We start from the raw sequence: 23,950 nt of genomic DNA, 5'->3' as shown, positions 1-23,950 counted from the left end.
GGTCGGGTGCTTGCGGTCGGTGGTAAGGGTGTCAGGCCCCGAGTGCCGCTCCGCCGTAGGATCTGATGATGATCGAACCGTCCCTGGTCACCCGGTCGTCGTTGCGGCACGTGTTGCCGATCGTGGCGCCGATGCCGATGGCCGAGCTACCTACTCGCACGTGGTCCGACGAGGAGTGGGAACGGATCAAGTTCGGTTACGAGGCTCGCGACATGGACGAGAAGTGGAACGTGTTCGTTGAGGACCAGGTCGCCTTCCTGCATCGCAGCTGGACCGGCAACGGGGTCTTCGAAGCGTCGTTTTCGCCGGTTGGTGGCGGTGGTTGGCGTATCTCAGCGGCGATGGTGGAGTCCGACCCGTCGCGTTACCGTCGCAGCTCCGATCGATACGACCGGGTGATGGTCGAGCTTGTGCTCAGCGCGATCGTGCTTGGTGAACCTGCCGTGGATCTGCGCGCCGAGCTGGTCGCGCTGACAACGCAGGAGTCAGGACGCACCGACTTCCCTGCGGGCGTCATCGAACACGGCGCGCTCGGGCTGAGGTCAACCCGATAGCTGACGACACGTTGCCGGGTCACGCACGAAGGCGAGGCTCCTGAGCCTGAGCCGGGATGGTGATCTGGTGTTTGGCTCTGGTGCGGTTCAGGTCGGTGGTGCTGCGGCGAGGCACGGCTGCGATCGGGGTGTCGGCGTCGTAGACGGTGACGGTGTGCTCGTCGAGGGCGACGGTGACGAGTTTGCGGGCGTGGATTTTCCCGACTTGGATCTTCTGTCCGGCGATTTGGAAGCTGCCATTGACCGACAGGATCCGCTCGACCGTCGGGGCGGTGGCCGGTGGTGGGACTGGGGAGGCTGGTCGGGCGTCGCGGATGCGGCCGCAGGCCCCGGGAGAGATCACTCCCTGGGGCGATGACAGCAACGGGTCTACGAGAGCCGCCCCGTCGAGTTGCCGAGCGACTGACGGCTCGCGTCAAGGTTGGCGTGAGAGTGAGCTTCACCTCGGCGTGCCGGGCGATGGCCTGGACGACGTGCGGCGGAACGCCCGACTCCATCAGCAGGGATACGACGGTGTGTCGCAGGTCGTGCAGTCCCATGGCAGGGCGGCCGGGCTGCCGGCGATGTCGGGTCTGAGGACCTCGGTTACAGATCGGTCTCAGGACGTCTGTGACACCTTTGGCTAGACGATCATGTCCGCCAGGCGGCGTGCGAGAGGCGGCCTGCCGCAGAACGGGAGGGACCGACGTGGGCGCGAAGACAGCCCTACTGGCGTTCGCCGACGGCGACATCCGTCCGGCGCTGCGCGGTGCAACGCGGTCGGAGTGGGCCGAGACTGAGGCGTTGGTACGTCAAGTTCACCCCGGTTACGTGGTCGAACCCGCTGATGACAACACGTTGCTCGACGGCACCTACCCGCCAGATGACCTCACGTACGCCACGGTGCTGGCCGGGGCGGAGCTGTACTGCGACCGACGGTTCATGCTCGATCGCCCGTCTGAGCTACCGGAGCACCTGCGCGGAGCTGGAGCGGGCCGACGAATCATCGTCCACGGCATGCACTCGGTCGTGGACTGGCTCGGCTTCGCGGTGTGGGAGGACGGCGTGCTGATCAGATCGCTGAGCCTGTCGCCCGATGGCGGCATCCAGGAGAACATCGGCAAGCCCTACGATTTCGAGTTGCCGTACTGGGCCGGTGAACATCCCGTCGAGCCCGTACCAGGCTGGCATGACCAAGGCCCCTACCCGCTGCCGTTCCATCCCCTCGACCTCGGCGAGGAAGCATTACGTGCGCTGTTCGGGTTCGTCATCGAGGGCCGTTCTTCCCCCGACGACATCCACGCTGATGCCGTTCATCTGCATGGCTTTCGCGTGACCGACTCGGCCGGCGAGGAAGAGACAGCCCGTGCGGCCGCATATGCGCGGGCACTCCAGACCATGGGACCGCCTCGGAGGTACCGCATGGGACCAGACGGAACGATGCACGAGGTCAGCCCCGACAGCTACTGATTCGCCTACGAAACGGGTCGGCGACAGCTTCGAACCGTGCCCTCACCGGCAGGTGGAAGGCCAGCAGATCATGACGCTGACAAGAGCCTCGGGATAGGACGGTGGGCTCTGCCGTCAGTCGTCGGCATCTCGCCTGGCAGCGGTCTTCAACAGACCTTTGTAGAACCCGACGAGCTCACTATCGCTTTGGTCGATGTTCCGCATGCGTTCGATGACGCCCTCAGCGAGAGCGGCGCCGATACGCTCGGCTCGATCTGGTTCCCTGCGGCGCAGATCTAGAAAACTCATCGCTCGGGCGGGCCGCAGGTGCATGAGCAGATCATCGTCCTGGAGCATCCCGGCGGGCACTGAATCGACAATCTCTTCGAAGACGCGGCCCTGGATGTACCACTCTCGGTCATCGTCGAAGAGCACGATCATCATTGCCGTTCCCCCGCACCCCAGGCCCCTGGCACAACGTGATCTGAGGGTAGCTGTCGACGCGGACAGCTACCGGGGCGGGTGACTGACCGAGTGATAATCCGCGTGTCGATCGGTGGACGGGGCGGTAGCTTGCCTGCATGCGTGCGGAAGTGCGACGCGTCCGGTTCCCTGACCTGAGATTCGACGAACTCTTCGATCCTCGGAACACCCTGCAACTGGTCGAGGTGTCCGTCGGCGTCGTCGGCGAACCAGGTGAGGATCAGTACCAGATGACTGCGTGCACCCCTGCCGCCTTGGCCGACCTACTGGTCCGGCAGCCCTTCCAGGTGGGGCGGCACTGGCTGTTCGTGGCAGAGTTCTCGCCAGCGCTCGTCGAGGCAGCCTTGCGCAAGTTGATCGGCAATGTCGAAGAGACCAGCCGGGCCGAGCTCGCGGAGAAGATCGGCCGGATCGGCCTGTGGGAGTTCGAGGATTACCGCGACTGACAGACGCCGCCGGCCCTGCAACCGGTAGAGCCACCCGTACAGCCAAGCCGGTCGACGGCCGTGGGCCCGAACTGACGCAGGGCGACTGCAGGAGCAGGCCAGCCGCAAGGGCTGCGACGGCTGGGAATGGGAGGGTTCAGCAGTGCGGTACGTCAGCGTGGAGCGGACCAGCCACGGCGTGGCGCTGGATCCGGAGGCATACCTGCGCCAGTTGCCGTCGTTCGCCGACTCGTTGCCCGAAGGAGCGCGCAGGTTCGCAGTGGACCCCAACCATTACGACTTCTTCGGGCAGCGGTGCGTCAAGAACCTGAAGCCCGCGCGCCTGACCTCTGGTGAGACGGACGGAAGTCGCTGGCTGGAGTTTCACCTACGGCACAACTGCTGGAAGCACGAGGAAGACCTGACGATCCGCTACAGCGGCGTGCACAGCGTCACCGTCGAGCCCGCCGACCATGGGCTCGATGTCACCCGGCTTCAGGACGTGATGCTGGACGAGGTGCTGCCGGACGAAGACGGGTGCCGACACGAGGTCGTCTGTCTCTCGGGACGGCTGATCGTCACGAGCCAGGACCTGGCCGCAACCTGGCGGTACGCCGACTGCGCGGAGCGGAAGCCGACTCGGTGAGCCAGCCGCCAGGTTGGTGACATTCTTGGCATGAGCAGTACCTGATGCGGATCTGGTGGCAGAGCGACCTGCCACCAGACGAGGACGATGAAGACCTGTGACGGTTCATGAATGGCTCGTCTGAGGTGTCTGCAACCTGCCGCGAACAGTCAGGTGGCACCGTCAAGAAGATGATCAGTGGGGCTGTAGTTGATCCGCCAGTCGGCGTAGACGCCCATCGTGCCGTCCTGCACACAACGCAGTCCGACGCTGATCCAGCGGACCTCGCCGTCCTCGTAGAGGGCGAAGCCGACGGCGACGTGGAAGACTTCGCCGCCGCATGGGCACGCGCAGTCGCCCGGCTCGGCGTCCTCCCAGTAGTCGGCGCTGTCCGCGACGAAGGCACGTGCACCGCAGGCCGCGCAGCTCACCTCGGCGCAACCCTCCTCGTCGTCGACAAGGACGTCGAAGCTCCTGCCCGCGCACCGGGCGCAGACCATCTCCCTGATCCGCGCCACCGGGTAACCGCCGGGCTTGAACTCGCGGAGATAGTCGGCAAGGTCCGTGAAGTCCTCGCCCCGCCAGAACTCGCCGCTCCTGTCGATCGCCACCGGCGCAGCCTGCCGTACGCGTTCAGCGGTGTCGAGGGCAGGCGGCGGTGTCAGGACTGGGTGCGGGTCCACTGCTGGTTGGCGCCGGTGCCGCAGGTGTACTGGGTGATGTCGGTGCCGTCTGTCGTGCCGCTGCTCACCACGTCCAGGCACTTGCCGCTGTGTCGGGCGCGCAGTTGGTAGTAGTCGCCGGTGGCGACCCACTGCCACTGCTGGTTGGTGCCCCCGCCGCAGGTGTACTGGATGATGTTGGCGTTGTTGGCGGTGGAGGCGTCGGCGACGTCGAGGCATTTGCCGCTGTTCTGGTTGACGATCCGGAAGTAGCCGCTACCGGCATCGCGGAACTCCCACTTCTGGTTCGCGCCCCCGTTCCAGGACCATTGTTTGACTTCGGCGTTGTCGCTGACGGACATGTTCACCACGTCGACCACCTTGCCGCTGTTGCGGTTGGTGATGCGGTAGGAGAGCGGCGCCTCTCCGGTGACGGTGCCCGCGGCGGTGTCGATGGTGATGGTGGGATACCAGGTCAGGTTCATGGTCGTGGCGGTGGGGAAGGCGATCGGCAACCACACGTACTGGGAATCGTTGACCGGCCCACCCCAGGCGCCGGCCCAGCGGTCGCCCAGGTAGAGGTAGCTCGTCGTCGACGTGCCCTGGATGGGGAGCACGAAGGCCGACTGGGAGCGGAAGGTGGTCGAGTCCCCGACGTTGGTCATGCCGCTCCACGGACCGGAGATGCTGGACGCTGTGGCGTACCTGGCCTGGTTCGGGCTCCAGCCGGTCAGACCCGAGGTGAGCAGGAAGTAGGTGCTACCGCGCTTGAACAGAGCCGGTGCCTCACGGTTGCCGTCGTTCCAGAAGTTGCCGACCAGCGTGGCCGGGGTGAGGTAGTCGGCGCTGAGGCGGTAGATGAGCAGGTCGCGGTTCTCGTCGCCGGCCGAGATCATGTAGGCGGTACCGCCGTCGTTGTAGAGCGTGATGTCCCGCGACATGTTGCCCAGCGGCCGGAAGCTGCCGTGGTAGGTGTAGGCGCCGTCCACGGTGGCCGAGGAGGCGACGGCGGCCCTGGCCTCGCCGTAGTCGCTGCCGTTCTCCTTGTGCATCCACATCACGTACCGGTTGGTGCTGGCGTTGTAGATGACCTTCGGCCGCTCGATGTTGGCCGATTGCAGTTCCGCCGCCGACGACTGGGTCAGCACGTTGTTGCGGAACTCCCAGTCACGCAGGTTGGTGGAGCGGTAGACGGAGACCGCTCGGAACGTGTTGTTGGCGTTGCGGTTCTCGCCGAACCAGTAGTAGTAGTCGCCGACCTTGAGCACCCCACCACCGTGCGCGTGCACCAGATTGCCGGCGGTGTCGGTGAACTGCGTGCCGTTGGGGATCGTGACCGGCGCGGCCTGGGCCGGGGCGGCGGCCAGGGTGGTGACCGCCACGATCGCCGTTCCGACCAGGGTGAGAGCCGCCACCAGGGATGGAAGCAGTCTGTTGCGTATCACTACGTTCGTCCTTCCGTGGGCGGGCGGCGACCCGCCACCGTCCGAACCGATTCGCTCATCAATGTACATCCATTCCTGTCGATGTAGGTCGATGGCGATCAGCGGCGGCGTGGTGCCCCCATGGACCGACCGTGGTGCAGGATGCAACGGTGACGTCCATCTACCGCACTCCCGAGGGCAGAGACAGCATCCGCCGGTGGTGTGCGCGACAGGTGGACGCGTGGTCGACTCCGCACGAGCGACGCGTCATCCGCGCCCACGGTCACGACACGCACCTCCTCACCGCCGGCGCGGGTCCGGTGACGGTCGTCCTGGTCGCCGGTGACCGCTTCAGCACGGCCGCCTACCTGCCGTTGCTCACGACCCTGGCCCGGCAGTACCGGGTGGTGGCCGCCGATATCCCGGGTCAGCCCGGTCTGAGTTCCGACGCGGCGGACGTCGCCGACGGCGGGCTCGCCTGGTACGGCGCGTGGCTGGCCGAGGTTGTCGAGGAGGCCACCACCGGACCGGTCGTGACCTTCGGGCATTCGTTCGGCGGCGCGGTGACGCTTGCCGCCGAACATCCCCGCGTCAGGGGCGCGGTCGCGGTGGCGCCCGGAGGGCTGTGCCGGCTCCGGGTCACCCCTCGTGTCCTGCTGGCGTTCCTGGGTTGGCTGGCGCGGCCCCGGGCCGCGTCGAGCCTCCGGTTGCTGCGGCTGCTGTCCGCGCCCGGCCGCACGCCCCGCGCCGAACTGGTGGAGTGGATGACCCTTGTCGCCCGACACGCCCGTCCGGTGAGTACCGATGATCTTGTGCCGGCGGCGACGAGCAGGGCACCGGTCGTGATCGCGAGCGGTGACCACGACGTGTTCCTGCCTCCGGACCGGCTGCGCAGGGCGGCCGAACAGCGGCTGCACGCCGGCGTCGACATCGTCCCCGCCGCCGGTCACCTGGTCACCGACGAGCATCCCGACACGCTCGCCGCGCTGGTCGGTCGGCTGGTCGACTGACCGGGACGAGCGTCACGCGCGATCGGCGACCATCACCCGGCTGCGTGCCAGCGACGTGGTCCTGCGGGTCGGCACGGCCAGGGCCCGCGCCGTGGCGAGCAGGTCGTGGTCGTCGGTGACCGTGAAGCCGTGTCGGGCGAGCAGAGCGGCCATCGCGGCCGGTGTCCAGGTCGAGCGCCACGGCTCGGTCGCCCAGAAACTGCGCCGGCCGGTGGACGCCATCAGCATCCGCGCGACGAGGCGACCCAGCGTCAGGGCCGTCCCGGGCAGCTGGAAGTTGACGACCAGGCGGCTCGTCGGGGCCGAGCACGCGGCCAGCGCGGCGACCGTCGTGGAGACCTCGGCGACCGTGAGGTACGGCACGACGCCCTCCCAGATCCACGTCGTCGGCTCGTCGGGGCGGTGCCCGGCGGCTGCCAGCGCCTCGGCGAGCCGGTCACGCCCGAAGTTCACCGCCACGAACGTCGGCGGGGCACCCGGCAGACCCTCGGCGCGTTCGCGTTTGTCGCGTTGGCTGTTCGGGTGGTCGACCTCGAAGATCGACCTACCCGCGAGTTCCGGCATCCGCCAGGCCCGACCGTCCAGCCCGGCCCCGAGGATCACCACCTGCGAGCTGTGGTGGGCGCGTACGGCGTCGTCGATCGCCACCGTGCGGGGCACGATCATCTCGGCGCAGGCCCGTACCGTCTCGTAGTCGACCCGTTGCCGCCACGACCGGGGCGCGGCGTCGTTGCGTACCCAATCGACGGCCTCGCGCTCGTCGGCGCGGAGCAGGCGCATGGCCGTCGGATCCGCGAACCGGCCGGGAGCGACCAGGCCGTCCGCCGCCGCGCGGCCCTGACAGACGAGCACCGCCGTACGACTCGCGGCTGGCGTTCCCGGCATCGCTCGCGCTCCTGTCCGTGTCGGCTTCGGTGCCGACCGTACCGCCGCGCGGAACCATTTGACCGCACCCGATAGCCTTCGCGGCTATGGGCGCGATCAAACCGTGGCACCTTGCCGTCCTCAGCCTCTGCTGCCTGCTGCCGTTCACGGCGGCAGTCGCCGGCGGCGTCTGGGCCGTACTCCGCAAGCGCAACCGCCGCTGACTCCCGGTCGGCCCGTTACTGTCAACGGCCATGACCTACGTGGACGGGAACGGTCACCCCGAGCCGCCGATCGCGGGCGACGAGACCGCCACCCTGCTCGGCTCCCTCGACCGACAGCGCGCCACCCTGGCCTGGAAGACCGGTGGGCTCGACGCCGCCGGCCTACGGGCGACGCTCGGCCCGTCGTCGATCACCCTGGGCGGGCTGCTCAAGCACCTGGCCCTGGTCGAAGACCTCTACTTCTCCCTCAAGCTGGCCGGGCGCTCACCGGGACCCCCGTGGGACACCGTCGACTGGGACGCCAACCCGGGCTGGGAGTGGCGTTCGGCCGCCGAGGACACCCCGGACCAGCTCTACACGCTGTGGCGGGAGGCCGTGGCGCGGTCCCGAGCCACCGCGGCCGAGTTGCTGGCCGACGGCGGCCCGGAGCAGTTGGCCCGGCACGAGTGGCCCGACGGCCGGGTGCCCAGCCTACGGCGGGTCCTGGTCGACCTCATCGAGGAGTACGCGCGGCACGTCGGGCACGCCGACCTGATCCGCGAGTCGGTGGACGGGCTGACCGGCGAGGACCCGCCCCGCTGAGCGCCACGCGGGGCACCGTCAGAATGGGCGCGTGCAGGACACCGTCGCCGTTGCGCTGATCACGTCACTGTCCACGTTGGCCGCCGCCGCCCTGACCGGGCTGATCGCCGCCCGCAGCACCCGCCGGCAGCTCGCCCATCAGCTCACCATCGCCCGACAGGAGAGCGTCGACCGGGCCGCGACCCGGCGCGAGGAGCTGCGGCGGGACGCGTACGTCGGGTTCCTAGGCGCCTGCGACGCGGCCTACCGGCAGCTGGACCGGCGGTGGATCGAGCCGGGCGCGGACGCGGGCACGCCCGGCTACGACGAGACGTACGCGGCGATGCGCGCCGTGGACGAGGCGTACAACCTGGTGTTGTTGGAAGGCCCGGCGGACGTCGCGGCGGCGGGCCGGTCGGTGGTGGCCAGCCTGACGACGGAGTACGCCGAACAGCGCCGGCTCGCGGCCGAGCCGGGTGACGCGGCGGCGTCGCTGCGCGACCGGCACCGGGAACGCTGGCTCGCGGCCATCGAGGTACGGACGAATCGCCGGGTTTCGTTCGTCGACGTCGTGCGTCCGGTGTTGGATCGGGACGGGTGACCCCGACGAGCGGGAGGCTGGGTGGTCTACGCGCAGATCAACGGGCTGCAGCTCTGGTACGAGTCGCACGGTTCGGGTCGGCCGCTGGTGCTGCTGCACGGCGGCTACGGCTCGGGGGAGATGTTCGCCCCGATCCTGCCGGCGCTGGCCCAGCGGCGTCGCGTCCTCGCGGTCGACCTGCAGGGGCACGGGCGCACGGCCGACGTCGACCGGCCGCTGCGCTACGAGACGCTCGCCGACGACATCGCCGCGCTGCTCGACCACCTCGACCTGGCCACGGCCGACATGCTGGGCTACTCGCTGGGCGGCGGGGTCGCGCTGCGGACCGCCATCCAGCACCCGGCGCTGGTACGCCGGCTGGTGCTGGTCTCCACACCGTGCAAGCGCGCCGGCTGGTATCCGGAGGTGCTGGCCGCCATGGCCGGCCAGGACGAGCGGGTCGGCGCGCAGATGCGCGGCACGCCACCGCACCTGCGCTACGAACGCGTCGCCCCGCGCCCGCAGGACTGGCCACGGCTGTGGGCCAAGAGCGGCGACCTGCTGCGCCGCGACTACGACTGGTCGGCCGAGGTGGCGCGGCTGAGCGTGCCGACGATGCTGGTCTTCGCCGACGCCGACTCGATTCCGACCGGGCACATGGCGGAGTTCTACGGGCTGCTCGGTGGCGGGCACCGCGACGCCGGCGGGGACGGCACCGACCGGCCGGCGGCCCGGCTGGCCGTGCTGCCCGGTCACACGCACTACGACATCGTGGGCGCGCCGGCGCTGCCGGCCGCCGTGCTGCCCTTCCTCACGCACCAGGTCGGCGCGCCCGCCTGACCCGCCGATCGTCGAGCCACAGCGCGATCCGCTGGCGGCTCTGATACAGCACGGTCGCGGTGACCAGCACCGCAAGGAGACCGGTCCAGAGCCAGAAGCGGCCACCCACCCCGCCGGGTGGCCGCGCGTCGCGGATGCGCCCGCTGCGGAGCACCTGGTCGGCGACGTCGACGTCGACCACCTGGTCCGGTGCGGTCAGCACGGTTCGGGGCGCCGCGGCGCCGGGCGTCAGTGCCAGCACCCGTACGGTGCGTACGCCCCCGTCACGCGTGGACGGCGGGTCCGTCGACTCCTCGAGGGGCCGGTCAGGGGCGAGGGGTTCCGGCTGGTAGGCCGCCACCAGCGCCGACCCGTCGGGTGCCCAACCGAGCAGCCGGATGGCCACGACCCCGGAGACGGCGGGCAGGCGCAGTGCCCCGACGTCCCGTCCGGTGGCGGGATCGACGCGGCGCAGGGTCCACTCGTCGGTGCCGGAACGGCGGTTCGCCAGGGTCAACGTCGCGCCGTCGGGGCTCCACGCGCCCTTACCGGCCAGCCAGGTCCCGTCGGGCAGGGCGAACGAGGACCGCTCCCGGCCGTCCAGGCCGGTCACCGCGACCGTGCGGCCGTACTGGTAGGCGAGCCGGCCCGGCGCCGCGGCGACGACCGACCCGACGCGCGCCTCCTGCGCGCCGGCGGCCAGCCTGGTCCATCGGTTATCGCGGACGGTCACCGCGCTCAGCACGGAGGTGTAGGTGGCCCCGTCGAACGCGACAGGCACGTCGTCGCGGACCACAAGCGATCCACCGTCGGCGGACCAGGCGACAGGTGTGCTTGCCACGCTGTCGTCGACTCTCGACGTCAGCCGCCGGGTGCGCCCGGTGACCAGGTCGATGACCTCGACGCCCGGATCGTCCTGCTCCCCTTCGGGCCGGGCCAGGTAACGACCGTCCGGGGACAGGTGGACCAACCCGCCCGCCAGCGACTCCCCACCCATCCGCATGATCCGGTAGCGGTCGGAGTCCGCGTCGACGACGCCGACGACGTTCACGTCGTTCCACCCGTGCAGACGCGGTGCCGGGCCGCTGAAGATCACCGACGCGGGACCGAGCCGGGGACGGTCGGTGACGTGCAGCGTGCCGATCGGCGGCAGGGCGATCCGGTCGGGCAGCGCGGCGTCCGCGGTGGCGGCCGGCTCAGGTGCGGGGGTACGCCCCAACGGCAGCGCCACACCGGCCACTACGAGCACCAACAGCGCCCCGGTTGCGGCCGCCACCCGACGCCGACGGTCGCGGCGGGCGGTGGCGAGTGCCCGCTCGTACACCGGGTACGCCGGCACGCCCTCGGCGGCGGTGCGGAGGGCGTCGCGGAGCCGGGCGGTCATCGGGTGCTCCTCTGTGTGGCGGCGTCGACCAACTCCGGCGCGACCGAGCGCAGCCGGCTGAGTCCGTCGTGGGCGTGCCGCTTCACGGTGCCGATCGAGCAGCCCAGCGCCTCGGCGACCTGCGCCTCGGTCAGATCCTCGTAGTAGCGCAGCACGATCACCGCCCGCTGACGTGGGGTGAGGTGGTTCAGCGCCGCTGCCAGCGTCAGCCGGAGCGTCGTGGTCTCGCTGTGATCGGCGTCGGCGCGTTCGGTGGGCTCGGCCTCCAGCCGCTCGACGATCCGACGGCGCCGCCACCAGGAGACCTGCTGGTGGTACATCACCCGCCGCACGTACGCCTCCGGATTGCCGTGCCGAACGCGCCGCCAGTGCCGGTACGTCCGGGCCAGCGCGGTCTGCACCAAATCCTCGGCGAGCTGGTGGTCACCGGTGAGCAGGTAGGCGGTCCGGGACAGCGCCGCCGTGCGGTGCACCACGAAATCGTGGAACGACTCGACCATGCCCACCCCCTCGCACAGGACAAACGCCTCCCGCCCGGCGGATGGTTGAGGCGGGGATGCGCGGACCGTGCGTGATCCGCTCAGCTTGGCACCGCTCTATGCTCGGACACGTGGATCTGTCCGGCATCGGCGCGGTGCTCTTCGACATGGACGGCACCCTGGTCGACTCCGACGCCGCCGTCGAGCGGGCCTGGGAGCGGTGGGCGTCCGAGTATGCCGTCGAGCCGGCGGCGGCGCTCGCGATCGCGCACGGCAGACCCGCCGACCAGACGATTCGCCGGCTCCTTCCCGCGCTCGACGACGCGGCGGTCGCCGTGGCGGCGGCCCGGCAGTTGGCGTTGCAGTACGACGACCTGTCCGACGTGACCGCCACCCCGGGTGCCCTTGAGTTGCTGTCGACGTTGGCCCGGTCGGGGGTGCCCTGGGCGGTGGTGACCAGCGCCGACGTGCGGCTGGCCGAGGCCCGACTCGGTGCCGCCGGCATCGCGCCACAGGTGTTGGTGACGGTGGAGGACGTCGACGAGGGCAAACCGGCCCCGGACGGCTACCTGCGCGCCGCCGCGCTGCTCGACGTGCCACCGGGGCGCTGTCTGGTCGTCGAGGACGCCGAGGTGGGGTTGCAGGCCGGCCGTGCGGCCGGCGCGATGACCGCCGCGCTCAAGGGACTCGACGGCGACCTGCGGCTGGTCGACCTGACGCAGCTCACGTACGGGTTGTCGGGGTCGGCCACGGCACGCTGACCCGCCGAGGGGTCAGGGCAGGCGCTGGGCCAGCCAGGGGAGCAGGGCGTCGGCCTGGGCCTGCTGGAACGCCCGTACCGTCGGGATGCCGGGGGGCGGCGGTCGGCGGGCGCTGTCGGTGAAGAAGCCGGCCAGCCCGGCGTACACGCCGGTGAGCGCGGCGGGGTCGACGTCGGCGGTGAGCGGCAGCCGGCGCAGCAGCGCCTCGGTGTCGTGCCCGCCGTGCAGCCGTACGTTCACCAGCAGCAGCGCCGTGTCCAGCCAGGCGGGGCCCCGGCAGGCCCACGGCCAGTCGACCACGGTCACCCTGCCGGCGGCGTCGAGAAGCAGGTTGTCGGCCCGTACGTCGACGTGGCAGAGAGTGTCCCCGGTCAGCGCGGCGACGCCCTCGTCGGCGGCCGCGCGGAGTTCGTCGAGGTGCGCGCGGGCCCACGGGTCGAGCCGTGGCGGCGGGTCGGCGGCGATCCGGTGCCAGCCCGCGAAGTCCCGGGCCAGCAGGTCGGCGGCGGTCGGCACGTGCGCGACGGGGCTCGGGGTGAGCGCGACGGCCATCGCCTCCAGGGCGCCGAGGACGCGGGTCAGCTCGTCGGACCGCCATGGGGTTGCCGGGTGCCGGCCGTCCACGTCGGAGAAGACCAGCGCCACCCAGTCGCCGTCGTCGTGGCAACCCAGCAGACGGGGCGTCGGCGCGGACGCCGGGAGTGCCCCGGCGATGCGCGCCTCGGCGCGGTGCATGACCGGACTGTCCGGGTTCAAGGCCGGGTTGACCGCCTTCACGAACGCTCGCCGCCCGCCGGCGGTGCGAACCCGGTCGGCGGTGCCCGGCGAGTAGCCCCCCGGCTGGGAGACCGCCTCGACCACCCGGTCACCGATGATGCCCTCCACCGCGGCCCGGACCGCCGCCGGCAGGTCACCCCAACCGATCCGTGTCGCTGTCCCCTGCATCCGGCTACGGTGCGCCGGGCCCGGCCCGACGAACAACCCATTTCCCGGGACTTACCGGCAGATCGGGCGGGTCGAGGCCCCGTGGCGGGTATCCCGCTGGCGACGTCCCGCGTGGGTCTGCTGCACTACGTGCCGCATCAGACATCGAAGGGGAGGCTGCGGTGGAGTTGACACTGACGCCGATGACCGAGCGGGAACTGGCCCGGCTGCGGGAGCCGCTGGAGGTCGGTTACGCCGAGGACCTGGCCGCGCACCGGAGCATGTCGCCGGAGGCGGCCCGGGAGCGGTCGGCGGAGCAGCTCCGCGAGCTGCTGCCGGCGGGCGCGGCCACCGAGCGGGTGCTGCTGCGCGTGGCCCGGGTCGACGACGCCGAGGTCGGCTGGATCTGGGTGGCCCTGCCGGCGAACGCCGACACCCGACAGGCGTGGATCAACAACATCGAGGTACATCCGGAGCACCGGGGACGCGGCCACGCACGGCGGATGATCCAGCTCATCGAGGCCGAACTGGCCGAACTCGGCGTACCCGAGCTGGGGTTGAACGTCTTCGGCACGAACACCGTGGCGATCGGCCTCTACCGGAGTCTGGGCTTCGAGGTCAGGTCGCAGCAGATGGCGAAGCGGATCGACCCGCCGCGCTGAACCGGGAGTGTTCACCTGCCCAGCGGGAAACCCGCGCGGACCGCACCTGGGGAGGAGCGAGGAGATGACGCATGGCGCCGGACTGACCATCGGTGTGCTCGGCTCGTACGGCGGCCGGAACCTCGGCGACGAGGCGATCCTCACCGGCCTGCTCACCGATCTCCGTACGCAGGAGCCGAACGCCCGGATCATCGTCTTCTCCCGTCACCCGGAACACACCCGGGCCGCCCACCCGGACGTCGAGGCGGTGCCGTGGGAGGGCGTTAGCCGTACCGACTCCGCGTTGGTGCTGGCCCAGCTCGACCTGCTGATCCTCGGCGGCGGCGGGATCCTCTACGACCGGGAGGCCCGCCGCTACCTGCGGGTCGTCCGGGTCGCCCAGGAACGCGGCCTGCCGCTGATCACGTACGCGGTGGGGGTCGGACCGCTGAGCGACGCGGTCGACACCGGCATGGTCCGGGAGACGTTGGCCGGCGCGACCCAGGTGACCGTCCGGGACCAGGAGTCCCGGATGGTCCTGGAGGAGGCGGGACTGCTCAACCCGATCACGGTCACCGCCGACCCGGCGTTCCTGTTGCAGCCGGCCGACTTCCCGGCGCACCTGCTCGCCGAGGAGGGGGTGCCGGTGGGCAAGCGGCTGGTCGGGATCAGCGTCCGGGAGCCGGGACGGGCCGCCGAACGCCTCGACGTCGACGGGTACCACCGGCTGCTGGCCCAGATCGGTGACTTCCTGGTGCACCGGATCGACGCGTACGTGCTGTTCGTGCCGATGGAACGCGACGACATCCGGCACTCGCACGGGGTGCTGTCGCACATGGTCGCCGCCGAGCGGGGGCGGATCCTGCACGGCACCTACTCGCCGGAGCAGGTGCTCGGGCTGATGCGCCACTTCGACCTGGCCGTCGGCATGCGCCTGCACTTCCTGATCTTCGCGGCGATGGTGGGTACGCCGTTCCTGCCGCTGCCGTACGCCGGAAAGGTCTTCGACCTGGCTCAGCGGCTCGGTGTGCCGGCCCTGCGGGGCGTGGAACGGGAGGTGGAGGGGCCGCTGCTGGCCGAGGTCGACCGTCTGTGGGACGAACGTGAGCAGCGCGCCGAGGCCACCGCCCGCCGGGTCGCCGAGGTCTGCGAGCAGGCCCGGGGCACCTCCGAGGTGACCCGTGGGGTGCTGGACCAGCTGCGCAGTCAGACCCTCACCCGGGCCTGACCGACGGTCACACCGCCGGCCCGGTCCAGCGGTAGCGCCACTCGCGGGACTCCTCGCGGGCGGCTTCCAACTCGTAGATCTGCGCCTCGGCCAGTCCACCGGTACCGAGGTGGTGGTGGGTGAGCGGGGGGCGGCCGTTGGTGTCCAGCTCGACGGTCACGGTCTGCCCGTCCGCCGTGCCGCCGACGAGGGGAATCTGCACGGATGAAGCCATGCGCCCATCCTGCCTGTCGTGCGGCCACCTCGCAGCGGGATGCGGGGCAGCGCGGGACCGGCCGCGTGGTTAGTGTCGGCGGATGGCAGAGCAGACCATCGATCCGACGCTCGGCCCGGTGCTCGCCCGCGTCGGCGACGAACGCGCCGTCCTGGAGTCGTTCCTCGACTTCCACCGCGCGGTGCTGCTGCGCAAGGTGCGGGGTCTGTCCGACGACGAGGCCGCCCGTCGGCTGGTGCCCTCCGCGACCACGCTCGCCGGGCTGGTCAAGCACCTGACCCTGGTCGAGCGGAACTGGTTCCCGGTGCTGCTGGCCCCCGAGCCGGGCGACGTCTACCTGACCTCGGAAGAGGACGCGGTGGCGAGCTTCACCCTCGACGAGCGGGACACGGTCGACGGGCTCGTCGAGGCGTACGAGCGGGCCTGTGCGCGGTCCCGGACGGTCGTCGCGCGCTTCGACCTCGACCACGTGGTGCCGCACCCGCAGCTCGGCGAGGTGTCGGTGCGCTGGATCCTGGTCCACCTCATCGAGGAGACCGCCCGGCACGCCGGCCACGCCGACATCCTGCGCGAACTGACCGACGGCTCGACCGGCGCGCTCTGACCCGGGCGGGTCAGTGGACAGGTAGCAGGCCCGACGGGTACTCCATGCCGTCGTGGGTGCAGGCCGCCGCGGCGACCCGTGCCGCGTACCGGGCCGCCTGCGTCAGCGGCTCTCCTCGCAGCCGGCCGGCGATCAGCCCGGCGGCGAAGGCGTCGCCCGCCCCGTTGCTGTCCACCACCGGCCCGGGCGGCGGGGCGGCCGGCACCGGCACCCGCGTGCCGTCGCCCGGGTACAGCTCCGCGCCGTCCGCGCCCCGGGTCACGACCACGGTCCGGGGTGTCAGCGCGTCGGCGAGCGTCCCGGCCCGGTCGGCCAGTCGTACCCCGCTGACCAGGACCAGGTCGGCGGCCTCGGCGAACGGACGGTGGTACGGGTTGGTGCCGTCCCAGTCGTGCAGGTCGGTGGAGAGCGACACGCCCGGCGCGAGCGCGGCCCGCACCGCGGGCAGCAGCGGCACCGTCCAGTCCATGATCGAGACGTGGACGTGCCGGGCGTCCACGACCACCTCGGCCAGCTGGGTCGGCGAGAACGGCGGGCCGTCGCCGTGCCACGGGCGCGGGTCGTACAGGGAGGTGCGGGCACCGTCCGGGTCCACCAGGTTCACCGATCGCCGGGTGCCGCCCCGGTCCTCGGCCAGCACCGCCGGCACCCCGGCCCGGGTCAGTGCCGTCCGCACCACGTCGCCGGCCGGGTCCGTGCCGAGGGTGTCCACCACCCGTACCCGCAGCCCGAGCGCCCGGCCGGCCAGCGCCACCCCGGCCCCGGTGTTGCCGATCCGCAGCTCGATCGGCTCGACGGTGTGCGAGTCGGCGGCCGGCAGCGGCAGCGCGGGCACCCGAACCCGCACATCCACCCCCAACCCACCCAGCACCAGAAGATCGACCACGACGCGACCGTAGCCCCCGACCCGTCGATCTTGCACTTTCTGTCCCGGCGTAACGGGCATTACCATGCATCTCGACAACAGCAACCGCAAGATCGGCGCGGGCTTGTCGCGCCGGGCCGCCTATCCTGGGCCGGGGCGGCGACGAGGGGGAGTACGTGCTGGTCATCCACGGGCTGTGGTTGCCCGGCTCCGGGCTCGCCGTGTGGGCCGAGGACAGTGCGGCGCCGGTAGCCGTCGCGCGTTCCGGGCGGCCTCCCCGGGAGCGCCCGCACCCGTTCGCCGCCGGGCACGCCGACCTGGTCGCGGCCCTCGCCGACGCCGCCGAGCCGGCCCGCCCGGCCACCGCGCTGCTCACCCTGCCCACCCGGGCGGGCGCGCCGACCGACTCACCCGAGCTGATCCGGACCACCGTCGCACCCCCGGTCCGCGGCCGGCTCACCCTCGCCGTGTGGCGGGTGCCCACCCTGGGGTACGCCCCGGACGACGCCCTGCCCCTGCTCCGCGCCGTGGACGATCTCCCGGTGGTGTGCGGGGCGACCCTGCGCCACCTCGCCGAGCTGGCCGACTTCGCCGCCGACCTGGTGGCCCGGGGCCGCGTCCTGCCCGGCGTCCACGCCCCGACCGACCCGACCGCCCTGGCCGGTGCCGCCGCCCTGGCCGGTGCCGCCGCGGCGGGTGCTGAGGCTGGTGCCGGCCCGGCGGGTGTCGCCGTGGCTGGTGCCGGCGCGGCCCGCCCGGGCGACGAGCGGCCGGCCCAGGTCGTCGCGCGGGCGGTGTGGCGTCCACTGCTGACCGGCACCGACGCCGCCTGGGCCCGCTCGCTGGCCCTGGCCCTGCCGCCGGCCACCCGCGCAGCCACAGTTCCCGCTGCCGCTTCAGCCGCTGCCCGGGTGCCGGCCGGCGCCGCCTCTGCCCGCGTGCCCGCCGAGGTGGGGGCGTCCTCGGTGACCGGGGCCGGCGACGGCGAGCTGACCGCCGCCGACCTGGTGGCGGACGCGCTCGACGCGCTCACCGACGCCGCCGCACGGGCCGCCCTCGCGAGCACCACCCTGGGCCGGGGAGTGCGCCCGACCGGGCCCGCGCCGGCCTGGCTGGCCGCGTTGGCCGGGCCCCACCGCGACTTCACCGTCGAGCAGGCGGCGCTGGACCTGCTGCGTACCGAGCTGGACGGGTGGCAGCGCGACGCGGCCGGCGGGGCGGTACGGGCCAGCTTCCGGCTGGTCGAGCCGGCCCCCGACGAGGTCACCGAACCGATCCTGGCCACCCGTACGTCGGGCGACATCCCAACACCGGTCACCTCGACCGACACTGCCCGCTGGCGCTTGGAGTTCGGGTTGCAGGCCGCCGACGAGCCGGGCCTGCACATCGACGCCGCCGAGGTCTGGCGGGCGGACACGTCGGACCCGCTGGCCGGTCGGACGGGCAGCCCGCAGGAGACCCTGCTGGCCGAGTTGGGCCGGGCCAGCCGGCTCTGGCCGGACCTGGACGCCGCACTGCGCACCGCCGCTCCCGAGGCGATGGAGTTGGACATCGAGGGCGCGCACCGGTTCCTCAGCGAGGGCGCGCCGGTGCTGCACGCCGCCGGGTTCGGGGTGCTGCTGCCCTCGTGGTGGCAGCGCCCGTCGGCGCGGCTCGGCGCTCGGCTGCGCGCCCGCAGCCGTACCGCGCCCGGCACGGTGGCCGGCACCGAGGCCGGCGTGGGGTTGGACGCGCTCGTCGACTACCGCTGGGAGATCGCGCTCGGCGACCAGCCGCTGTCGTCCGAGGAGTTGGCGGCGCTGGCCGAGCTGAAGACCCCGCTGGTAAGGCTGCGCGGCCGGTGGGTGGAGCTGGACCCGGGGCGGCTCGCCGCCGGTCTGCGCCTGCTCCGCTCGGCCGGCGAGCTGACCGTCGCCGACCTGCTGCGTCTCGGGCTCAGCGACGGCGAGGACACCGGGGCGCTGCCGGTGCTGGAGGTGAGCGCCGACGGCGCGCTGGGGGACCTGCTCGCCGGGGCGGTCGAACACCGGCTCACCCCGCTCGACCCGCCGCCGGGATTCGCCGGCACGCTGCGGCCGTACCAGCAGCGGGGGTTGGCCTGGCTGGCCTTCCTGCGGTCGTTGGGGCTCGGCGGGGTGCTCGCCGACGACATGGGGCTGGGCAAGACCGTGCAGTTGCTCGCGCTGCTCGCCGGAGACCCGCCGGACGCCGGGCCGACACTCCTGGTCTGTCCGATGTCGCTGGTCGGCAACTGGCAGCGCGAGGCGGCGAAGTTCACCCCGGGACTGCGGGTGCACGTACACCATGGCGCGGAGCGCGCGCGGGGGGCGGAGTTCACCACGGCCGCGCACGGCGCGGACCTGGTCCTGACCACCTACTCGGTGGCCGCCCGGGACGCCCTCGACCTGGCCGGCATCGACTGGCACCGGGTGGTGGTGGACGAGGCGCAGGCGATCAAGAACGCCTCCACCCGGCAGGCCGAGGCGGTCCGCGCGCTGCCCGCCCGGCAGCGGGTCGCGGTGACCGGCACGCCGGTGGAGAACCGGCTCGCCGACCTCTGGTCGATCATGCAGTTCGCCAATCCGGGGCTGCTCGGCCCGGCCGCGACGTTCCGCAAGCGGTTCGCCGAGCCGATCGAGCGCCACGGTGACGCCGAGGCCGCCGAGCGGTTGCGCCGGATCACCGGGCCGTTCGTGCTGCGCCGGCTCAAGACCGACTCGTCGATCATCTCGGACCTGCCGGAGAAGCTGGAGATGGAGGTGGTCTGCAACCTCACCGCCGAGCAGGCCGCCCTGTACCAGGTGGTGGTCGACGACATGCTCGCCCGGATCGAGACCAGCGACGGCATCGAGCGACGGGGACTGGTGCTGGCCACCATGACCCGGCTCAAGCAGGTCTGCAACCACCCGGCCCAGTTGCTGCGCGACGGCTCCCCGCTGGACGGGCGCTCGGGCAAGCTGGCCCGGCTCACCGAGATCCTGGAGGAGGTGCTGGCGGCGGGGGAGCGGGCGCTGCTGTTCACCCAGTACGCCGAGTTCGGCGCGATGCTGCGCGGGCACCTGTCGGCCCGGTTCGGCCGGGAGGTGCTGTTCCTGCACGGTGGCGTCGGCAAGGCCGAGCGGGACGCCCTGGTGCAGCGGTTCCAGTCCGCCGACGGTCCGCCGCTGTTCGTGCTCTCCCTCAAGGCCGGCGGCACCGGCCTCACGCTGACCGCCGCCAACCACGTGGTGCACGTGGACCGGTGGTGGAACCCGGCGGTGGAGGACCAGGCCACCGACCGGGCGTTCCGGATCGGGCAGCGGCGACGCGTGCAGGTCCGCAAGTTCGTCTGCGCGGGCACGGTCGAGGAGAAGGTGGCCGCGTTGATCGCGGACAAGCGCAGCCTCGCCGAGCGGGTGGTCGGCACCGGCGAGCAGTGGATCACCGAGCTGTCCACGGGTCAGCTCCGGGACCTGTTCGCCCTGGAGGCCGGGGCGGTGGTGGAGTGAGCGACCGGTTCGCCGACTACGGCCGCCCCCGCAAGGTCGACGGGGGACTGAAGGCGCGCAGCACCCGGGGCGCGATCGGTCGGTCCTGGTGGTCCCGGCGCTTCCTGGAGGTGCTGGAGTCGTTCGCGCTCGGCACCCGGCTGACCCGGGGCCGGTCGTACGCGCGGGCCGGTCAGGTGCTCCGGCTCGACGTCACGCCCGGCCGGGTCACCGCCCAGGTGCAGGGCTCCCGACCCCGGCCGTACGAGGTCGCCATCGCGTTGGCGGCGTTCCCGGAGGCGCTCTGGTCCCGGATCGAGGACGAGTTGGCCGGGCAGGCGTTCTTCAGCGCCCGACTGCTCGCCGGGGACCTGCCCGACGAGCTGGAGGAGCTGTTCGCCGCGGCGGGCGCCCCGCTCTTCCCCGCCGCCGTGGACGAGCTGACGCAGCGCTGCAACTGCCCCGACTTCGCGGTGCCGTGCAAGCACCTCGCGGCCACGTTCTACCTGCTCGCCGAGGCGTTCGACGCGGACCCGTTCGAGCTGCTGCACTGGCGGGGTCGATCGCGTGCGGACCTGCTGGACCGGCTGCGCGCCCGCCGCGCCGAGGCGACCGGCGCCCCGGCGTCGCCCGCGCCGGTCTCCATCGTGGACCCGGGCCCGTCGGCGGTCGACGTCCGGCCACCGGCCGGCGCGTCCCGTGCGCTCGCCGGGCTGGCCGGCACGCCCGTCACGGACGCGGTGGACCGGTTCTGGACGGCGCCCGTGCCGCTGCCCGACCGGCCACCCCGGCTGGCGACCGGGCCGGATCTCCTGCTGCGCCAGCTCGGTCCGCCGGCGCCGGCCATCGGTGGCCCGGGCCTGTTGGAACGGCTGCGCCGCGCGTACCGGGCCTTCGGCCCGGGGTGAACCGTCACGTCCAGCGGCGGCGGAACCGCCACATGATCGCCGCGTTGGCCACCAGCACCACCGCGCAGATCGCACCGGCCAGCCGTCCGGCGAACACGGCCATCGCCGGGAGCGACGCCCACAGCAGGATGGTCAACAACATCAGATAACGGCCCCGACGGGCCCGGACCCGATGGTCGAGCCGGGCGAAGAACGCCGGGTCGCTCTCCCGGAGCTGACGGGTGATCTGGTCGAACCTGCGCTGATCCTCTTTGCTGAGCATGGCGCTGCCTTCCCCTCACGCGTTCAGCGGTTCGGCGGCATACCCGCTGCGACGGCGGCTCACGCTCCTGCTCGTCCTACTTTTCCCCAGCGTGAGAGCACCTCACGTCCGGCTTATCCGAACCTTAAGTTTGCCTGTGGTGGTGAACAGCGGTGAACGTGGCGCGTACGGCGGCGCGGTCCGATCCGTACCCGGCTGCCGCGCGTCGGCCCTGCTGAGAAGGTCGGAGCCCGACTCACGTTGCCCGCCGACCACGAATGCCGTGGTGAGGGCTGTCTTAAGTGCCCCCACGGGCGTGTGCGGCCCACCTTGAAGGCACCTGAGCGCTTGGTTACCTTGCCGTAGCAACCCCCTCAGGCAACAGTCGCCGCACCTGCCGCACCTGCCCGGTCGCAGCTTTCCGGCGCTCATCAGAAATCGGGATTGGTACATGGCCGACCAGAATGTGCCACCACGTCGACCGCGGGACGACCGCGGCTGGGACGGACGCCAGCAGCACACCCCGGACACGTACGGCGACCCCTCCGCGTCCGGGTCGTACGGATACGACTCGCCCCACCCCTACCAGGGCGGCTACCGGGCGCAGGGCGACCCGCGCGAGCAGTACGTCGACGGATACGCGTACAACGCGCAGCCCGCCCCCGGCCCGCGTGGGCCGCAGTGGGTCGGCCCGGAGGGCCTCGGTCGTCCCGCCCCGGCCCGCCCGGCCGGCGCCGGACTGCCCACTCTGGACGATGATGACGAGCCGGGCCGCAAGGTCGGCCGGCGCAAGGCGATGGCCGCCATCGGTGGTACCGCCGCCGTCGTGGCCGGTGGCGCGGCGCTCGCCATGACCCCGCAGTTCCGCGACCTCTTCGGTGACGAGGCGGCGGCCGACGCGACCGGCAACACGGTGACCGACGGGACCGCGGCGCGCCCCAGCGGCCAGCAGCCCAGCACGGTGCGTACCTACACCGAGCAGAACGAGAGCTACATGGGCTCGCGGGCCGGCGAGGCGCTGAAGAAGAACGCCCCCGCCGGTGGTCGTACCTTCTCCGGTCCGGCCGCGGCCGCCGCGGCGACCGAGGTGACCGTCAAGACCGTGCTCGCCAAGGACCCGGTCCTGCACCTGGCCCGGCGGGCCACCTTCGGCGCGACGCCCGCGGTGGTCGCCGACATCAAGAAGCAGGGCATCGACGCGTGGATCCGGTCGCAGCTCGACCCGGACAAGATCGAGCCGAGCAAGGCCGAGCTGAAGCTCTCCGAGCTGCCCACCCAGTCGCTCTCCGTGCAGCAGTTGCGGGACCAGCGGGACAAGCTCAACGACATGGGCGCCCAGCCGGAGCGGGAGGTGGTCGACGCCACCCTGGCCCGGCAGATCTGGTCGAAGCGTCAGCTCTTCGAGGTGATGGTCGACTTCTGGAACGACTTCCTGCACGTCGCCGCCGACTTCGACGGTGGTGAGGTCTACCGCACCTCGTTCGACAAGGACGTGGTACGCAAGCACGCGCTGGGCAGCTACCCCGAGATGCTGGTGGCGGCGAACAAGCACCCCGCGCTGCTGATCTACCTGAACCAGAAGGACTCCCGCAAGGACGCCATCAACGAGAACCTCGCCCGGGAGAACCTCGAGCTGTACTCGGTCGGCGTCGACGGCGGCTACAAGGAGGGTGACGTCCGGCAGGCCGCCATGCTCCAGACCGGCCGTGGCGTCGACGACAAGGGCCAGTACGTCCTGCGCGTCAACCAGCACTACATGGGCAAGGTGAAGATCCTCGGCTTCACCCACGCCAACACGTTCAGCATCAAGGACGTCAACAACCCGACGGCCAAGGAGATCGCCGCCGTGGACGCGGCGATCGACAAGTACATCACCTACATCGCGCTGCACCCCTCGACCGCGAAGTACGTGGCGCAGAGCCTCGCCACCCGGTTCGTCTCGGACACCCCGCCGAAGTCCCTGGTGGACCGGCTGGCCAAGACGTACAGCAGCAACAACGGCATGATCAAGCCGGTGTTGATGACGCTGTTCAGCTCGTCCGAGTTCTGGGCGGCGGTGGGGCAGAAGGTCCGCCGGCCGATGGAGTACCTGGTCGCCACGTACCGCACCCTGGGTGTCTCGCCCGAGGCGTCGCCGAAGAACAACAACGGCGACAACAAGCGCACCCCGTTCGCCCGGGGCCTGCGGCAGATCCACGACAAGCTGCGCGAGCTGGGCCAGTACCCGATGGGTCAACCCACCCCGGACGGCTACCCCGACGTCTACGTCGCGTGGACCTCGGCCGGCACCATGGTCAACGGCTGGAACGAGGCCGGCGAGATCGTCGCCGGTTACCGCACCGTCTTCACGTACACCGCGCCGGAGAAGCTGGTCAAGGCGCCGGCCACCGCCGGGGCGTACGTGGACGCGCTGTCCCTGCGGCTCGTGGGCCAGAAGCTGAGCACCCGGGAGAAGAACCTCATCCTCGGCGTGGCCGGTGTGGCGGCGACCGCCAAGGTCGACGCCACGTTCAACGGGGCCATCACCGCCGTCGCGCGGGCGATCCTCGCTTCCCCCCAGCACCACCTCCGGTGA

25 protein-coding genes and 2 pseudogenes are annotated in these 23,950 nt (G+C 71.8%); 16 read left to right on the top strand and 11 right to left on the bottom strand.

What is annotated here, in order from left to right; all coding sequences use genetic code 11:
• Positions 1-68: 68 nt before the first annotated feature.
• Positions 69-554, top strand: a complete 486-nt coding sequence (locus tag ACN263_RS22155) for a hypothetical protein (RefSeq protein ID WP_422736272.1) — start codon at positions 69-71, stop codon at positions 552-554.
• A 19-nt stretch (positions 555-573) separates the two neighbouring features.
• Here ACN263_RS22155 and ACN263_RS22150 read toward each other — a convergent pair whose 3' ends face one another.
• On the bottom strand, positions 574-897 hold the full coding sequence (locus ACN263_RS22150) for a hypothetical protein (protein ID WP_422736271.1): 324 nt from the start codon (positions 895-897) through the stop codon (positions 574-576).
• 344 nt (positions 898-1,241) lie between these two features.
• On the opposite strand from ACN263_RS22150, the gene ACN263_RS22145 reads away from it, so the two are divergent.
• Positions 1,242-2,003 carry a DUF6928 family protein gene (locus ACN263_RS22145; protein WP_422736270.1) on the top strand — a complete coding sequence of 254 codons (762 nt, stop codon included), beginning with the start codon at positions 1,242-1,244 and terminating at the stop codon, positions 2,001-2,003.
• 114 nt (positions 2,004-2,117) lie between these two features.
• Here the strand turns inward: ACN263_RS22145 and ACN263_RS22140 are convergent, their stop codons facing one another.
• Complete coding sequence (locus tag ACN263_RS22140) at positions 2,118-2,426, bottom strand: hypothetical protein (protein WP_422736269.1); 309 nt, start codon at positions 2,424-2,426, stop codon at positions 2,118-2,120.
• 137 nt (positions 2,427-2,563) lie between these two features.
• On the opposite strand from ACN263_RS22140, the gene ACN263_RS22135 reads away from it, so the two are divergent.
• Positions 2,564-2,911, top strand: a complete 348-nt coding sequence (locus ACN263_RS22135; RefSeq protein WP_422736268.1) for an Imm8 family immunity protein — start codon at positions 2,564-2,566, stop codon at positions 2,909-2,911.
• Positions 2,912-3,068: 157 nt separating this feature from the next.
• Complete coding sequence (locus ACN263_RS22130; protein WP_422736267.1) at positions 3,069-3,536, top strand: hypothetical protein; 468 nt, start codon at positions 3,069-3,071, stop codon at positions 3,534-3,536.
• Positions 3,537-3,685: 149 nt separating this feature from the next.
• On the opposite strand, the gene ACN263_RS22125 is transcribed toward ACN263_RS22130, so the two are convergent.
• Together ACN263_RS22125 and ACN263_RS22120 are read right to left on the bottom strand one after the other, a co-directional pair.
• A complete protein-coding gene (locus tag ACN263_RS22125) occupies positions 3,686-4,126 on the bottom strand; it encodes a hypothetical protein (protein ID WP_422736266.1) in 441 nt (146 codons plus the stop codon).
• Positions 4,127-4,176: 50 nt separating this feature from the next.
• Positions 4,177-5,595: an RICIN domain-containing protein gene (locus ACN263_RS22120; protein WP_422740784.1), complete on the bottom strand. Its 1,419-nt coding sequence runs from the start codon at positions 5,593-5,595 to the stop codon at positions 4,177-4,179.
• Positions 5,596-5,771: 176 nt separating this feature from the next.
• Between ACN263_RS22120 and ACN263_RS22115 the strand changes: the two genes are divergently transcribed.
• The gene (locus ACN263_RS22115; protein ID WP_422736265.1) at positions 5,772-6,611 is read left to right on the top strand and encodes an alpha/beta fold hydrolase; all 840 of its coding nucleotides are present in this window, start codon (positions 5,772-5,774) and stop codon (positions 6,609-6,611) included.
• Positions 6,612-6,623: 12 nt separating this feature from the next.
• Here the strand turns inward: ACN263_RS22115 and ACN263_RS22110 are convergent, their stop codons facing one another.
• On the bottom strand, positions 6,624-7,496 hold the full coding sequence (locus ACN263_RS22110) for a class I SAM-dependent methyltransferase (protein WP_422736264.1): 873 nt from the start codon (positions 7,494-7,496) through the stop codon (positions 6,624-6,626).
• A gap of 233 nt (positions 7,497-7,729) precedes the next feature.
• On the opposite strand from ACN263_RS22110, the gene ACN263_RS22105 reads away from it, so the two are divergent.
• The 3 genes from ACN263_RS22105 to ACN263_RS22095 are packed head-to-tail and all read left to right on the top strand — an operon-like array spanning position 7,730 to position 9,680.
• A complete protein-coding gene (locus tag ACN263_RS22105; protein ID WP_422736263.1) occupies positions 7,730-8,281 on the top strand; it encodes a DinB family protein in 552 nt (183 codons plus the stop codon).
• 31 nt (positions 8,282-8,312) lie between these two features.
• On the top strand, positions 8,313-8,861 hold the full coding sequence (locus ACN263_RS22100; protein ID WP_422736262.1) for a hypothetical protein: 549 nt from the start codon (positions 8,313-8,315) through the stop codon (positions 8,859-8,861).
• A 21-nt stretch (positions 8,862-8,882) separates the two neighbouring features.
• Positions 8,883-9,680: an alpha/beta fold hydrolase gene (locus ACN263_RS22095; RefSeq protein WP_422736261.1), complete on the top strand. Its 798-nt coding sequence runs from the start codon at positions 8,883-8,885 to the stop codon at positions 9,678-9,680.
• On the opposite strand, the gene ACN263_RS22090 is transcribed toward ACN263_RS22095, so the two are convergent.
• A complete protein-coding gene (locus ACN263_RS22090) occupies positions 9,652-11,043 on the bottom strand; it encodes a hypothetical protein (RefSeq protein ID WP_422736260.1) in 1,392 nt (463 codons plus the stop codon). The two genes, ACN263_RS22095 and ACN263_RS22090, sit on opposite strands and share 29 nt — an antisense overlap.
• Complete coding sequence (locus ACN263_RS22085; protein ID WP_422736259.1) at positions 11,040-11,543, bottom strand: SigE family RNA polymerase sigma factor; 504 nt, start codon at positions 11,541-11,543, stop codon at positions 11,040-11,042. The genes ACN263_RS22090 and ACN263_RS22085 overlap by 4 nt, the downstream gene beginning before the upstream one ends.
• A 110-nt stretch (positions 11,544-11,653) precedes the next feature.
• Between ACN263_RS22085 and ACN263_RS22080 the strand changes: the two genes are divergently transcribed.
• A complete protein-coding gene (locus tag ACN263_RS22080) occupies positions 11,654-12,283 on the top strand; it encodes an HAD-IA family hydrolase (protein ID WP_422736258.1) in 630 nt (209 codons plus the stop codon).
• 12 nt (positions 12,284-12,295) lie between these two features.
• On the opposite strand, the gene ACN263_RS22075 is transcribed toward ACN263_RS22080, so the two are convergent.
• Positions 12,296-13,228: an aminoglycoside phosphotransferase family protein gene (locus tag ACN263_RS22075; protein ID WP_422736257.1), complete on the bottom strand. Its 933-nt coding sequence runs from the start codon at positions 13,226-13,228 to the stop codon at positions 12,296-12,298.
• 161 nt (positions 13,229-13,389) lie between these two features.
• On the opposite strand from ACN263_RS22075, the gene ACN263_RS22070 reads away from it, so the two are divergent.
• Both ACN263_RS22070 and ACN263_RS22065 read left to right on the top strand, forming a co-directional pair.
• Positions 13,390-13,869: a GNAT family N-acetyltransferase gene (locus ACN263_RS22070; RefSeq protein WP_422736256.1), complete on the top strand. Its 480-nt coding sequence runs from the start codon at positions 13,390-13,392 to the stop codon at positions 13,867-13,869.
• Between the two features lie 64 nt (positions 13,870-13,933).
• On the top strand, positions 13,934-15,076 hold the full coding sequence (locus ACN263_RS22065; protein ID WP_422736255.1) for a polysaccharide pyruvyl transferase family protein: 1,143 nt from the start codon (positions 13,934-13,936) through the stop codon (positions 15,074-15,076).
• A gap of 7 nt (positions 15,077-15,083) precedes the next feature.
• On the opposite strand, the gene ACN263_RS22060 is transcribed toward ACN263_RS22065, so the two are convergent.
• Entirely contained in the window at positions 15,084-15,290 is a 207-nt protein-coding gene (locus tag ACN263_RS22060; protein ID WP_422736254.1) for a hypothetical protein, read from the bottom strand.
• Between the two features lie 82 nt (positions 15,291-15,372).
• Between ACN263_RS22060 and ACN263_RS22055 the strand changes: the two genes are divergently transcribed.
• The gene (locus tag ACN263_RS22055; protein ID WP_422736253.1) at positions 15,373-15,894 is read left to right on the top strand and encodes a DinB family protein; all 522 of its coding nucleotides are present in this window, start codon (positions 15,373-15,375) and stop codon (positions 15,892-15,894) included.
• A 10-nt stretch (positions 15,895-15,904) separates the two neighbouring features.
• Here the strand turns inward: ACN263_RS22055 and ACN263_RS22050 are convergent, their stop codons facing one another.
• On the bottom strand, positions 15,905-16,780 hold the full coding sequence (locus ACN263_RS22050; RefSeq protein ID WP_422736252.1) for a carbohydrate kinase family protein: 876 nt from the start codon (positions 16,778-16,780) through the stop codon (positions 15,905-15,907).
• A 155-nt stretch (positions 16,781-16,935) separates the two neighbouring features.
• Here ACN263_RS22050 and ACN263_RS22045 point away from each other — a divergent pair.
• From ACN263_RS22045 to ACN263_RS22035, 3 genes and pseudogenes are all read left to right on the top strand, one after another.
• A pseudogene (locus ACN263_RS22045) lies at positions 16,936-18,019 on the top strand (ATP-dependent helicase); the annotation flags it as partial.
• A 77-nt stretch (positions 18,020-18,096) separates the two neighbouring features.
• A pseudogene (locus ACN263_RS22040) lies at positions 18,097-20,247 on the top strand (DEAD/DEAH box helicase); the annotation flags it as partial.
• Complete coding sequence (locus tag ACN263_RS22035) at positions 20,244-21,134, top strand: SWIM zinc finger family protein (protein WP_422736251.1); 891 nt, start codon at positions 20,244-20,246, stop codon at positions 21,132-21,134. The pseudogene ACN263_RS22040 and the gene ACN263_RS22035, both read left to right, overlap by 4 nt.
• A 4-nt stretch (positions 21,135-21,138) precedes the next feature.
• Here ACN263_RS22035 and ACN263_RS22030 read toward each other — a convergent pair whose 3' ends face one another.
• The gene (locus tag ACN263_RS22030) at positions 21,139-21,396 is read right to left on the bottom strand and encodes a DUF3040 domain-containing protein (RefSeq protein ID WP_422736250.1); all 258 of its coding nucleotides are present in this window, start codon (positions 21,394-21,396) and stop codon (positions 21,139-21,141) included.
• Positions 21,397-21,826: 430 nt separating this feature from the next.
• Between ACN263_RS22030 and ACN263_RS22025 the strand changes: the two genes are divergently transcribed.
• Positions 21,827-23,950, top strand: coding sequence for a DUF1800 domain-containing protein (locus ACN263_RS22025; protein ID WP_422736249.1), 2,124 nt, complete (start codon positions 21,827-21,829; stop codon positions 23,948-23,950).

The sequence above is a fragment of the Micromonospora sp. WMMD729 genome (genome assembly GCF_049315225.1).
Taxonomy (GTDB): domain Bacteria; phylum Actinomycetota; class Actinomycetes; order Mycobacteriales; family Micromonosporaceae; genus Micromonospora.
Note: the sequence above shows the minus strand (reverse complement) of the source record. Positions and strands in the feature narration are given on the sequence as shown.

What these genes read in the sequence shown, in the direction of transcription:
- ACN263_RS22155 (WP_422736272.1), top strand. Translation starts at nt 69, where the DNA reads ATGATCGAACCGTCCCTGGTCACCCGGTCGTCGTTGCGGCACGTGTTG.
- ACN263_RS22140 (WP_422736269.1), bottom strand. Translation starts at nt 2,426, where the DNA reads ATGATGATCGTGCTCTTCGACGATGACCGAGAGTGGTACATCCAGGGC.
- ACN263_RS22135 (WP_422736268.1), top strand. Translation starts at nt 2,564, where the DNA reads ATGCGTGCGGAAGTGCGACGCGTCCGGTTCCCTGACCTGAGATTCGAC.
- ACN263_RS22110 (WP_422736264.1), bottom strand. Translation starts at nt 7,496, where the DNA reads ATGCCGGGAACGCCAGCCGCGAGTCGTACGGCGGTGCTCGTCTGTCAG.
- ACN263_RS22105 (WP_422736263.1), top strand. Translation starts at nt 7,730, where the DNA reads ATGACCTACGTGGACGGGAACGGTCACCCCGAGCCGCCGATCGCGGGC.
- ACN263_RS22090 (WP_422736260.1), bottom strand. Translation starts at nt 11,043, where the DNA reads ATGACCGCCCGGCTCCGCGACGCCCTCCGCACCGCCGCCGAGGGCGTG.
- ACN263_RS22085 (WP_422736259.1), bottom strand. Translation starts at nt 11,543, where the DNA reads ATGGTCGAGTCGTTCCACGATTTCGTGGTGCACCGCACGGCGGCGCTG.
- ACN263_RS22075 (WP_422736257.1), bottom strand. Translation starts at nt 13,228, where the DNA reads ATGCAGGGGACAGCGACACGGATCGGTTGGGGTGACCTGCCGGCGGCG.
- ACN263_RS22065 (WP_422736255.1), top strand. Translation starts at nt 13,934, where the DNA reads ATGACGCATGGCGCCGGACTGACCATCGGTGTGCTCGGCTCGTACGGC.
- ACN263_RS22060 (WP_422736254.1), bottom strand. Translation starts at nt 15,290, where the DNA reads ATGGCTTCATCCGTGCAGATTCCCCTCGTCGGCGGCACGGCGGACGGG.
- ACN263_RS22055 (WP_422736253.1), top strand. Translation starts at nt 15,373, where the DNA reads ATGGCAGAGCAGACCATCGATCCGACGCTCGGCCCGGTGCTCGCCCGC.
- ACN263_RS22030 (WP_422736250.1), bottom strand. Translation starts at nt 21,396, where the DNA reads ATGCTCAGCAAAGAGGATCAGCGCAGGTTCGACCAGATCACCCGTCAG.
- ACN263_RS22025 (WP_422736249.1), top strand. Translation starts at nt 21,827, where the DNA reads ATGGCCGACCAGAATGTGCCACCACGTCGACCGCGGGACGACCGCGGC.